Raw genomic sequence first — 12,341 nt, 5'->3', positions numbered from 1 at the left:
CGGACGAGGTAAAAGCCGGTCAGCTTTTCGGGCGGTAACCTGTTTTATGCCGCCCGGCACCTCCTGGCTGTGCTTTTACTCTTCGTCAGTTCTGACAAAGAGGGCATTGCCTGCTATCACAGTCTGGTGATGTAGTGTCGAAGTGAACCTAACTCAGGTTGAACGGGGCTCATGCAAAATCAACTTATCCCTCAAGCCACGTCGCCTTTGGCCACGTGGCTTTATTATCTTGAAAACCTCCATTCTCAGGCTATCGAGCTTGGCCTTGACCGGGTCAAAGCGGTGGCGACAAAACTTAATTTGCTGACACCTGCGCCATGCGTCTTTACCGTCGCAGGAACCAACGGCAAAGGCACCACCTGTGCGACACTGGAAGCCATTCTGATGGCAGCGGGTTACCGTGTGGGCGTTTACAGTTCCCCGCACCTTGTCCGCTATACCGAGCGCGTCCGTATTCAGGGCGAAGAGTTGCCTGAGTCTGCGCACTGTGCCTCTTTTGCGCTGCTGGAAGCCGGACGTGGCGATATCTCCCTGACCTATTTCGAGTACGGCACGCTGTCCGCGTTACAGCTGTTCAAACAGGCGAAGCTGGATATTGTTATCCTCGAAGTCGGGCTGGGCGGGCGTCTGGATGCGACGAATATTGTTGATGCGGACGTATCAGTCGTCACCAGCATCGCGCTGGATCATACTGACTGGCTGGGTTCCGATCGCGAGAGCATTGGCCGCGAGAAAGCCGGTATTTTCCGTTCAAACACGCCAGCCGTCGTTGGTGAGCCGGATATGCCGCAATCTATTGCCGATGTGGCAAAAGAGAAACACGCAGATTTATACCGCCGGGGTGAGAGCTGGAATTTCGCGGCAAACGCCGGAAACTGGCGCTGGGCGGCTTTGCAGGATGGCGAAGAAGTCACCATACTGGACGAATTGCCGCTGCCGAATGTTCCGTTGCCAAATGCCGCGACGGCGCTGGCCGCGTTGCATTATTCGACGCTGAATATTCCTGAAGATGCGTTACGCAATGGCTTACAGCGTGCTGCACTGCCGGGGCGTTTCCAGACGGTCAGTGAATCGCCACGCCTGATCCTTGACGTTGCGCACAACCCGCACGCCGCGGCTTATCTGGCCGGACGGCTGGCTGAACAGCCGCGCCAGGGCGGGAAAGTGCGTGCGGTGGTGGGAATGTTGAAAGACAAAGATATTGCCGGTACGCTGGCTTGTCTTTCGCCTCAGGTGGATGAATGGTATTGCGCACCGCTGGAAGGGCCACGTGGCGCCAGCGTTGAAGAACTGGCCTCGCACCTGCCTCAGGCGCGCCGGTTTGATGATGTGGAGTCTGCCTGGAGACAGGCTATGCAGGAGGCGGCTCCTCAGGATATTGTGATTGTCTGCGGTTCGTTCCACACCGTAGCTCACGTAATGGATGCTATCGACACGGGGAAAACCAGTGGCAAGTAAGTTTCAAAATCGTCTGGTCGGGACGGTCATTCTGGTGGCGCTGGGCGTTATCATTTTGCCCGGTTTACTCGACGGCAAGAAAAAGCATTACGAAGACGAATTTGCGTCTATTCCATTGGTGCCAAAACCGGGTGATGTTGAGGAACAGGATTCTGTACCGCCTGTCACGCAGTCATTACCCGCTCAGCCGCCGGAAGGCGCAAATCAGGCCATGAACGGTGCGCAGGACATCGACAGTGCGGCGACCAATACCAATGCCGCCAATCATGGCAACGTAGCGCCGGGGAACACGACGGTCGAAGCACCGCCGGTTACGACGCTGCCTGAGCAGAAGAAACCGGTGCAAACGGCGCCAGCGAAACCGGCCCAGGTCAAACCTGCGCCTCAGAAACCGAAAGTGATTGAACCTAAACCGCTGGCGGAAGCCAAACCGGTGGTGAAACCAAAACCGGTCGAACAGCCGAAGCCGGCAGAACAACCGAAGGTCGTCGCTGAACAGCCGAAACCGGTTGAACAACCGAAAGCCGTGGAACAGCCTAAGCCTGCGCCGGAAGAAAAAGCACCAGCGGGTCAGTCTTATGTTGTACAGCTCGGTGCATTGAAAAATGCGGCGAAAGCGACCGAGATTGTTGCGACTCTGCGACTTTCCGGGTTCCGTGCTTATTCTGTTCCGGCGACGCCGGTGCAGGGACAAATCACGCGGCTTTATGTGGGTCCGGATGCGTCAAAACAAAAACTGGAAGCTTCACTCCCTCAGCTGCAACAGCTCAGCGGGTTAGGCGGACAGGTGCGTGCTTATTCGGCGCACTAATCTTGCGGTTCCCCGTGAGAGCGGGGAAGCCGGAAGGCACTAAAAACACAAAAAATACCAGGGAGGGCACAAGCGATTTGTGCCCTTTTTCTATAAGATCGCCGGGTTGGGATTTTATAGGTTTATGCTGCGGTTGAGGTTTTTTTAATCGCTATTATTAATTTGTCTGACCGGCTGATTTCCGCTACGCAAACGTTTTCTTTTTCTGTTAGAATTCGCAGCGATTTGGATGCCGGGGTAGACGCGACTAGATTAGACACTGGAATTGTTAATGGTCTGGATTGATTACGTCATCATTGCGGTTATCGGATTTTCTGCTTTAGTCAGTTTAATCCGTGGCTTTGTTCGCGAGGCTTTATCACTGGTTACCTGGGCTTGCGCCTTCTTTGTAGCCAGTCATTATTACCCGTATCTCGCCATCTACTTCACGCGTTTCGAAGATGAGTTAGTTCGAAACGGGATCGCAATTGCCATCTTGTTCATCGCGACGTTGATCGTAGGTGCAATTGTCAACTATGTGATCAGTTCACTGGTTGAAAAAACCGGGTTGTCCGGCACTGACAGGGTGTTAGGTGTGTGCTTCGGCGCACTGCGCGGTGTACTTATCGTCTCCGCGATGCTGTTCTTCCTGGATACCTTCACCAGTTTTTCGCAAAGTGACGACTGGAAACAATCCCAGTTGATCCCACAGTTCAGTTATATCATCAGGTGGTTCTTTGACTACCTGCAGAGCACGTCGAGTTTCTTGCCAAAACATATTTAGTTCTGGCAGCGCTGAAGAGGAAAAGACAACATGTGCGGTATTGTCGGTATCGCCGGTTTCATGCCGGTAAACCAGTCGATTTATGACGCGTTAACGGTGTTACAACACCGTGGGCAGGATGCTGCTGGCATCACCACCATCGATGCCAATAACAATTTCCGTTTACGGAAAGCCAATGGCCTGGTGAAAGATGTGTTTGAAGCCCGCCATATGCAACGCTTACAAGGCAACATGGGTATCGGCCATGTTCGCTATCCAACGGCTGGCAGTTCCAGTGCCTCAGAAGCTCAACCTTTCTACGTCAACTCTCCGTTCGGCATCACACTCGCCCACAACGGTAACCTGACCAATGCTCACGAATTGAGAAGCAACCTGTTCGAAGGCCAGCGCCGTCATGTGAACACGACTTCCGATTCTGAAATTCTGCTCAATATCCTGGCGAGCGAACTGGACCGTTTCCAGCATTACCCGCTGGAAGCCGACAACATTTTTGCCGCTGTGGCTGCCGTGAACCTGAAAATTCGTGGTGCTTATGCCTGCGTGGCGATGATCATCGGCCATGGCATGCTGGCGTTCCGTGACCCGCACGGTATCCGTCCGCTGGTGATCGGTAAACGTACGCTGGAAGATGGCCGCAACGAGTACATGGTCGCGTCTGAAAGCGTGGCGCTTGATACGCTGGGCTTTGAGTTCCTGCGTGATGTCGCACCGGGCGAAGCGGTGTATATCACCGAGAAAGGCCAGCTGTTTACCCGCATGTGTGCTGAGAATCCACAGTACAACCCATGCCTGTTCGAGTACGTGTATTTCGCACGTCCTGACTCGTTCATCGACAAAATTTCCGTCTACAGTGCCCGTGTCCGTATGGGTGAAAAGCTGGGCGCGAAAATTGCCCGTGAATGGGAAGATCTGGATATCGATGTGGTCATTCCGATCCCGGAAACCTCCTGCGATATCGCGCTGGAAATCGCGCGTATTCTGGATAAACCGTACCGTCAGGGTTTTGTGAAAAACCGCTATGTAGGCCGTACCTTTATCATGCCGGGCCAGCAGGAACGCCGTAAATCTGTACGTCGTAAACTGAACGCTAACCGCGCTGAGTTCCGTGATAAAAACGTTCTGCTGGTCGATGACTCCATCGTGCGCGGCACCACCTCTCAGCAGATTGTTGAGATGGCACGTGAAGCCGGTGCGCGACGTGTTTATCTGGCCTCTGCGGCGCCGGAAATTCGTTTTCCGAACGTTTACGGCATCGATATGCCAAGCGCAAATGAACTGATTGCCCACGGTCGTGAAGTCAGCGAAATCAATCAGATCATTGGCGCCGATGCGTTAATCTTCCAGGACCTGAGCGACCTTATCGCCGCAGTGAAAGAAGACAATACCGACATAGAGAAATTCGAATGTTCCGTATTCGACGGTGTTTACGTCACCAAAGACGTTGACCAGAACTATCTGGAATACCTCGAAGCGCTGCGCAACGATGATGCTCAGGCATTGCGTGGCCAGCAGGAAGCTGAAAACCTCGAAATGCATAACGAAGGCTAATCCCTTTGAAATGCGCCCGCTCAGGCTGAAAGGCCGGGCGGGCGCGTTATTATTGTTTACTCCGCCCGTTTCCCCGCCCCAATTCCCGTGCCTTTAGGTTGCCAATTCCCCGGCATTCCGGCAAAGTCAGACCCATTCTCCGGCGTGTATACTGATTCATATTGATGGTTCATTCATATTGATTGTTTCGCGCGAAATTTCAGAGGCAGTGTTTATGAAACGACTTATTGTCGGTATTTCCGGCGCCAGCGGTGCGATTTATGGCGTCCGGTTATTGCAGGTTCTACAAAGCGTGCCGGATATCGAAACCCATCTGGTGATGAGCAACGCCGCCCGCCAGACGTTGACGCTGGAAACGGACCTGACACTGCGCGATGTTCAGGCGCTGGCTGATGTGGTGCATGATTCCCGCGATATCGCCGCCAGTATTTCCTCCGGCTCATTTAAAACCACGGGCATGGTGATTTTGCCTTGTTCGGTCAAAACCCTATCCGGCATTGTGAACAGTTATACCGACGGTTTACTGACGCGTGCGGCGGATGTTGTTCTCAAGGAAAGGCGTCGTCTGGTACTTTGCGTGCGTGAAACCCCGCTGCATCTGGGGCATTTACGGCTGATGACGCAGGCCGCCGAGCTGGGCGCGGTTATTATGCCGCCGGTTCCGGCGTTTTATCACCGGCCGGCAACCGTGGAAGATATCATCGATCAGACCGTCAACCGGGTGATCGACCAGTTTGATATCGAACTTCCGGAAGACTTATTTGTTCGATGGCAGGGCAGCCACTAAACTTTCTCACCGCGTTACGCACCTCTTTTGCGCAATACCGTTACATTGCACCAACAATGATCACAATTTGATTCATTAAGGTGCAGTGTTCGCGGGCGCTTCAGCTATTCTTCCTTCAGACCTTTGAAAACTTTCATTATCCCGATGCTTTTTTGAACGGTTTTCGTTCTTCATGAGATGAAAATCACCTTACGGAGAAACGGCACGGAACGTGCATGAGAAAACCTGGCAAAAAGCCATTTGCGCCGTTCAGCAAACTATAAAAAGACGTTCATTCACGCACACACAACCACAACAGATGAATAATCACTGAGGCTAATGTATGAAAAAGTTGTTCAAGGTTCTTCCGCTGGTTCTGGTCTTAGCCAGTGCAGGTAGTGCATTTGCTGCCGCGCCTAAAGCAATTAATATCGGTACTGATCCGACTTACGCCCCATTTGAATCAAAAGACTCCAGCGGCAAGCTGGTAGGTTTTGATATCGACCTGGCTAACGAGATGTGTAAACGTGCAGCCATCAAATGTACTTACGTTGAAAGTGACTTTGATGCGCTGATCCCTTCTCTGAAAGCGAAGAAAATTGATGCGATTATCTCTTCCCTGTCGATCACTGAAAAACGTCAGCAGGAAATTGATTTCACAGAAAAACTGTACGCAGCTAACGCCCGTCTGATCGCGCCAAAAGGCTCTAAAATTCTGCCAACGCTGGACGCGCTGAAAGGCAAAAACGTCGGTGTTCTGCAAGGTTCTACTCAGGAAGCCTATGCAAACGCAATGTGGCAGCCAAAAGGCATCAACGTGGTGGCTTACCAGAACCAGGATCTGATCTACGCCGATCTGGCTTCAGGTCGTCTGGATGTGGCTTTCCAGGATGAAGTGGCAGGTAGCGAAGGTTTCCTGAAACAGGCTGCCGGTAAAGATTACGCGTTCGCGGGTCCTTCCGTGAAAGACGATAAATTCTTCGGTGTGGGCACAGGTATGGGTCTGCGTAAGAACGAAACCGATTTGCAGGCTGCGCTGAACAAAGCGTTCGACAGCATGCGTAAAGACGGCACTTACGACAAACTGGCCAAAAAATACTTCGATTTTGACGTTTACGGCGGCTGATTTGCGCTGTGAGATGTGCCAAAGGGAGCGGTTCGCCGCTCCTTGCGGTTCTGACGCAGGGTTAGCGTAACCTGCGCCGGGATCCACTGAAGACAGGACAAATACATGCTGTATGGGTATTCCCAGGTAATTATCCAGGGCACATTGGTGACACTGGAGCTGGCGATTTCGTCAGTGATTTTAGCGTTGGTGATCGGGCTTATCGGGGCTGGCGGGAAACTGTCAAAAAGCCGGGTTATTTCGGGTATTTTTGGCTGTTACACCACGCTTATTCGCGGCGTCCCTGACCTGGTTTTAATGTTACTTATTTTCTACGGATTGCAGATTGCGCTTAACAGCCTGACTGAATCATTAGGTTTTTCTCAGATTGATATCGATCCTATGAGCGCGGGTATTATTACCCTGGGCTTTATTTACGGCGCCTATTTTACCGAGACGTTCCGCGGTGCTTTTATGGCGGTTCCCCGCGGTCAGATTGAAGCAGCGACGGCGTTTGGTTTCAGCGGCTCGCAGATTTTTCGTCGTATTTTATTCCCTGCCATGATGCGTTTCGCGCTGCCCGGAATTGCCAACAACTGGCAGGTTATTTTGAAAGCCACCGCGCTGGTATCCCTGCTCGGCCTCAATGACGTGGTGAAAGCGACGCAGCTTGCAGGCAAAGGCACGTATCAGCCTTTTTACTTCGCGATTGTTGCGGGTGTGGTTTATCTGATTTTCACCACGCTGTCGAACGGCGTGCTGGTCTGGCTTGATCGCCGTTATTCGCTGGGTGTGAAGAGGGCGGACCTATGATCGAAATTTTACAACAATACGGCATGTCCTTGCTGTACAGCGACGGCTACCGTTTTACCGGCCTGGCGATAACGCTGTGGCTGTTAATCAGCTCCGTCGTGATGGGCGGATTACTGGCGGTTCCGATGGCGGTTGGCCGCGTTTCCTCCAACAAATTCTTTCGCTATCCGATCTGGCTTTATACCTATGTCTTCCGCGGAACGCCGCTGTACGTTCAGTTGCTGGTGTTTTACTCCGGCATGTACAGCCTGGAAATCGTGCGCGGTACGGATTTCCTGAATGCGTTTTTCCGCAGCGGCCTGAACTGTACGATCCTCGCGCTGACGCTCAACACCTGTGCTTATACCACGGAGATTTTTGCCGGGGCGATCCGTTCTGTTCCGCACGGTGAAATTGAGGCAGCCAATGCCTACGGTTTCTCACGCTTTAAACTGTATACCTGCATTATTTTGCCGTCGGCTCTGCGCACCGCGCTGCCTGCGTACAGCAACGAAGTGATTCTGATGCTGCATTCCACTGCGCTGGCCTTTACCGCCACGGTGCCGGATGTGCTGAAAATCGCCCGTGATATTAACTCCGCGACCTATCAGCCTTTCTACGCGTTCGGGATTGCGGCGGTGATTTATCTTTGTGTTTCTTTTGTCCTGATTGGTCTGTTCCGCAAGGCGGAAAAACGCTGGCTGGCGCACGTGAAACCTCAGTCAAGCCACTGATAAAAATAACTATTGCGGATATAAAATTATGCCAGAAAATAAATTAGCGGTTCTCGACTTACACAAACGCTACGGTGATCATGAAGTGCTGAAAGGCGTATCTTTGTCTGCGAATGCGGGCGATGTCATCAGCATTATCGGCTCGTCCGGTTCCGGGAAAAGTACCTTTTTGCGCTGCATTAACTTCCTGGAGAAACCGAGCGAAGGTTCGATCAGCGTCAATAATCAGGATATCCGTATGGTGCGCGACACCGACGGGCAACTGAAAGTCTTCGACAAAAAACAGCTGCAACTGCTGCGCACTAAACTGACGATGGTCTTCCAGCATTTCAACTTGTGGAGCCACATGACGGTGCTGGAAAACGTTATGGAAGCGCCGGTTCAGGTGCTGGGATTAAGCAAAGCCGAAGCGCGTGAACGTGCGGTGAAATACCTCGATAAAGTGGGTATCGACGCCCGGGCTCAGGGGAAATATCCGGTAAATCTGTCAGGTGGTCAGCAACAGCGCGTGTCTATCGCGCGTGCGCTGGCGATGGAACCGGAAGTGCTGCTGTTCGATGAACCGACGTCAGCGCTTGACCCGGAACTGGTGGGTGAAGTCTTGCGCATCATGCAAAAACTGGCGGAAGAGGGGAAAACCATGGTGGTGGTCACACACGAAATGGAATTTGCCCGTCACGTTTCCAGCCATGTGATTTTCCTGCATCAGGGCGTTATCGAAGAGCAGGGTGATCCCGATGAAGTATTCGGTAACCCGAAGAGCGCCCGTTTACAGCAGTTCCTGTCCGGTGCGTTGAAGTAATATCCGTACGCTCCTTCCCCTCTCACGAGGGGAAGGCTGGGATGGGGTGTGGGTTTTACCTGAGGAAAATCAGCCTTTCGCAGCCAGCAGGCAAAGCTGCACGGTCAGTTCATAGGATTTCACAAACGAATTCACCGGCAGGAACTCATATTTCGAGTGGAAATTATGCGCGCCGGTGAAGTAGTTTGGCGTCAGCAAACCTTTCGCTGACAGCGCTGCGCCATCGGTACCGCCGCGCATCGGGATCACTTTTGGCTCAACGCTAATCTCTTTCAGACCCGCAAAAATCAAATCAATCGCACGACGGTCTTCTCCGATGGCGCTGCTGATATTGCTGTAGGTGTCGCTGATTTCAACTGACACTTTTGCCGCCGGATATTGCGCGGCAATGTCTTTCGCGACGTCCTGAATCTTCTGCTTACGTGCGGCAAAACTGGCGCTGTCAAAGTCGCGGATGGACGCGTTCAGCTTAGCCCCTTGCTGCGAGGCGCTCATGCCGTTGAACCACACATAACCTTCGCGGCCTTCGGTGTTTTCCGGCGTCTCAGCGCGGTCGAAATGGCTGATGAAATCCTGTGCCATCAGCAGCGGGTTTACCAGCACGCCTTTGGCGGACATCGGGTGCGCGGTGACGCCGGTGAAGGTAATTTCAGCGGCGGCGGCGTTGAAGTTTTCGTATACCACTTCGCCAAGCTCGCAGCAGTCGATGGTGTAAGCGAAATCCACGTCAAAACGGGCGAGATCTAGCGCTTTTGCGCCGCGCAGGCCGATCTCTTCATCAGGGACAAATGCCACCACGATATCGCCGTATTCCTGGTCTGCGCCGAGGTTTTCCAGCAGCGTCATCACCACGGTCACGGCCGCTTTATTGTCCGCGCCGAGTACGCTGGTGCCGTCACTGAAAATAATCTCTTCGCCCAGATACGGTAAAATCTCAGGCCTTTCCGCAGGACGCAGCCAGATATCCTGTTCTTTATTGAGACACAAATCATCGCCGGTAAAACGCAGTGTTTGCGGGTGAATGTCCGGGCGCAGGCCCACATCCACGGTATCAATATGCGTAATGAAACCGATGCGCGGGCCACCTTTTTTCGTGCCCGGTTTGACGGCAGTAACGGTCGCGTGTTCGTCAATCTGAATGTTTTCCAGACCGAGCTGGTGCAGCTCATCGGCCAGTAAACGCGCCATATCATGTTGACCCGACGTACTCGGCAGCGTGGTCGCGCTGGCGTCACTTTGTGACGTCACGGAGAGATAGCGGTAGAAACGTTCGGTAAGCTGTTTTGCGATTTGTGTCGACATCTTGACCTCTGAATGATCGCCAATAAGGTGTGTTGTTATAAGATTTTCATATATAACAAAGCATTACTAGGTGTTATCCAGATGTTAATCTGTTTTTGCTTTATGTTCCACGATGAAGAAGATCTAAACACTCTCCGGACAGGGAAAATAGGGAAAAGAATGAAACACAACATCTTAAAAATAAGCACAGGTTTACTGGCATTAGCCATCACCGGCGGCGCTTCGGCGAAAACGCTGGTTTACTGCTCTGAGGGTTCGCCGGAGCAATTCAACCCGCAACTTTACACCTCGGGCACCTCGGTGGATGCCAGCGCCGTGCCGATTTACAACCGTCTGGTGGATTTCAAAACCGGCACGACGGAGCTGGTGCCGAGCCTGGCGGAAAGCTGGGATGTCAGCCCGGACGGCAAAACCTACACGTTCCATCTGCGCAAAGGCGTGAAATTCCAGAGCAGCAAGCTGTTCACGCCGACCCGCGACTTTAATGCTGACGACGTAATCTTCTCGTTCATGCGCCAGAAAGACGAAAATAATCCTTACCATAAAATTTCCGGCGGCACGTATCTGAACTTCGACAGCCTGAAACTGGGTGATCTGATTGGCAGCATCGACAGGGTGGATGATTACACCGTGCGCTTCAATCTGACCCGCCCGGAAGCGCCATTTGTCGCCGATCTGGCCTGGTATTTCGCGTCTATCCTCTCGGCAGAATATGCCGATCAAATGCTGAAAGCCGGTACGCCGGAGAAGTTGGATCAGAACCCGATCGGCACCGGTCCGTTTGAACTGGTGCAGTATCAGAAAGATACGCGTCTGCTGTACAAAGCGTTCCCGGATTACTGGCAGGGCAAATCTAAAATCGATCGTCTGGTGTATACCATCACGCCGGACGCCTCGATGCGCATGGCCAAGCTTGAGAAAAATGAATGTCAGGTGATGCCGTTCCCGAATCCGGCCGATCTCGATCGTCTGCGTGCTAACAAAGACATCAACCTGATGAGTAAATCCGGCCTGAACACTGGTTTCCTGTCGTTTAACACCCAGAAGCCGCCGCTGGATAATGTGAAGGTGCGTCAGGCGCTGAGTATGGCGATCAATAAGCCGCAAATCATCGACGCTGTTTTCCACGGCACCGGAACCGTCGCCAAAACGCTGCTGCCAACGGGTGTCTGGAGTTATAACGATAAGCTGGTGGATTACGATTATTCGCCGGAGAAAGCCAAAGCACTGCTGGCAGAAGCCGGAATGCCAAACGGTTTTGATATCGATCTGTGGGCGATGCCGGTTCAGCGTCCGTACAACCCGAATGCGCGTCGCATGGCGGAGATGATTCAGGCCGACTGGGCGAAGATTGGCGTGAAAGCGCACATCATCAGCTATGAGTGGGGCGAATATCAGACCCGTATCCGAAACGGCGAACATATGGCTGCACTGATGGGCTGGACAACGGCTAACGGTGACCCGGATAACTTCTTCGGCCCGCTGTTTACCTGTAATGCGGCAAAAGGCGGTTCAAACTCCGCGAAATGGTGTTACCCGCCATTCGACCAGCTGATTACCGAAGCCAAGGAAACCACCGACCATGCGAAGCGTGTCGCGCTCTATGAGCAGGCTCAGCAGATGATGCATGATCAGGCACCAGCGGTGATGATCGCGCACTCGACGATTTTCGAACCTGTGCGGAAAGAAGTGAGTGGGTATGAGATTGATCCGTTTGGGAAACATGTCTTTTATCAGACGGATATAAAGGAGTAATCCTTGCAAGGCTTAACCGAGCCTTGGGCGGTTGAGTTCTTGATCGAGAATATTTCGGTTTTTCAATCGCGGTGTTTGTTTAACTCAGGTCAAAACCTTGGGTTGCCACCCAAACCGGCCTCAAGGGTGGTCTATCGCCACCACCCTTGAGAATCCCGGGCTCTTAAACTGCGCGCTATCGCTGGGTCGACGGACATGTTCTGTTGCTCCGACGTGTGGCGCGAAATCTTGCCGCTTCGCGGTGCCTTCCCAACGGGCTTCGAGCCTTGCGGTCTCGAACCCTCGGGCAGCAAAATTTCTGAGCGCGCCATCTCACCTATTTAAAAGATAAAAACAGTCAGCCTTTGAATTTATAAAGCCATTGGCCGCTTTCAAAACGACGTCGAATGAGCGGTGAGAAACGGCGAGAGTCTTTTTTCGCGTAGGTTCGAACCCGAAGTGAGAGCACCGCGCAGCGGCGGCGTTTGCGGCACTAGCCGGAGTTCCTGAAACATAGCCAGCAAGC

At 52.8% G+C, this 12,341-nt stretch carries 11 protein-coding genes; 10 read left to right on the top strand and 1 reads right to left on the bottom strand.

Annotated elements, in window-relative coordinates; all coding sequences use genetic code 11:
• Positions 1–171: 171 nt before the first annotated feature.
• The 9 genes from folC (at position 172) to hisP (ending at position 8,779) form a co-directional block, all read left to right on the top strand.
• Entirely contained in the window at positions 172–1,458 is a 1,287-nt protein-coding gene (folC, locus tag KWG64_RS02725; protein WP_218520840.1) for a bifunctional tetrahydrofolate synthase/dihydrofolate synthase, read from the top strand.
• Complete coding sequence (gene dedD, locus KWG64_RS02720; protein WP_195825138.1) at positions 1,448–2,269, top strand: cell division protein DedD; 822 nt, start codon at positions 1,448–1,450, stop codon at positions 2,267–2,269. Before folC ends, dedD begins: the two co-directional genes overlap by 11 nt.
• A gap of 271 nt (positions 2,270–2,540) precedes the next feature.
• Entirely contained in the window at positions 2,541–3,032 is a 492-nt protein-coding gene (cvpA, locus tag KWG64_RS02715) for a colicin V production protein (protein ID WP_104921249.1), read from the top strand.
• Between the two features lie 30 nt (positions 3,033–3,062).
• Positions 3,063–4,580, top strand: a complete 1,518-nt coding sequence (gene purF / locus KWG64_RS02710; protein WP_152324391.1) for an amidophosphoribosyltransferase — start codon at positions 3,063–3,065, stop codon at positions 4,578–4,580.
• Positions 4,581–4,794: 214 nt separating this feature from the next.
• Entirely contained in the window at positions 4,795–5,367 is a 573-nt protein-coding gene (locus KWG64_RS02705) for a UbiX family flavin prenyltransferase (RefSeq protein ID WP_218520838.1), read from the top strand.
• Between the two features lie 322 nt (positions 5,368–5,689).
• Positions 5,690–6,472 (top strand): lysine/arginine/ornithine ABC transporter substrate-binding protein ArgT, encoded by a 783-nt coding sequence (argT, locus tag KWG64_RS02700; RefSeq protein ID WP_101076128.1) that lies wholly within the window; start codon positions 5,690–5,692, stop codon positions 6,470–6,472.
• A 105-nt stretch (positions 6,473–6,577) separates the two neighbouring features.
• Positions 6,578–7,264, top strand: a complete 687-nt coding sequence (locus KWG64_RS02695) for a histidine ABC transporter permease HisQ (protein ID WP_152324389.1) — start codon at positions 6,578–6,580, stop codon at positions 7,262–7,264.
• Positions 7,261–7,977, top strand: coding sequence for an ABC transporter permease (locus KWG64_RS02690; RefSeq protein ID WP_218520837.1), 717 nt, complete (start codon positions 7,261–7,263; stop codon positions 7,975–7,977). The genes KWG64_RS02695 and KWG64_RS02690 overlap by 4 nt, the downstream gene beginning before the upstream one ends.
• Positions 7,978–8,005: 28 nt before the next feature.
• Positions 8,006–8,779 carry a histidine ABC transporter ATP-binding protein HisP gene (hisP, locus tag KWG64_RS02685; protein ID WP_152324387.1) on the top strand — a complete coding sequence of 258 codons (774 nt, stop codon included), beginning with the start codon at positions 8,006–8,008 and terminating at the stop codon, positions 8,777–8,779.
• Positions 8,780–8,848: 69 nt separating this feature from the next.
• On the opposite strand, the gene pepT is transcribed toward hisP, so the two are convergent.
• Positions 8,849–10,081: a peptidase T gene (gene pepT, locus KWG64_RS02680; protein ID WP_218520836.1), complete on the bottom strand. Its 1,233-nt coding sequence runs from the start codon at positions 10,079–10,081 to the stop codon at positions 8,849–8,851.
• A gap of 159 nt (positions 10,082–10,240) precedes the next feature.
• Here pepT and KWG64_RS02675 point away from each other — a divergent pair, with 159 nt between their 5' ends.
• Positions 10,241–11,836 carry an ABC transporter substrate-binding protein gene (locus KWG64_RS02675; RefSeq protein WP_218520835.1) on the top strand — a complete coding sequence of 532 codons (1,596 nt, stop codon included), beginning with the start codon at positions 10,241–10,243 and terminating at the stop codon, positions 11,834–11,836.
• The last annotated feature ends 505 nt before the right edge of the window (positions 11,837–12,341 follow it).

The organism is Rahnella sp. PD12R (assembly GCF_019200965.1).
Taxonomy (GTDB): domain Bacteria; phylum Pseudomonadota; class Gammaproteobacteria; order Enterobacterales; family Enterobacteriaceae; genus Rahnella; species Rahnella laticis.
Note: the sequence above shows the minus strand (reverse complement) of the source record. Positions and strands in the feature narration are given on the sequence as shown.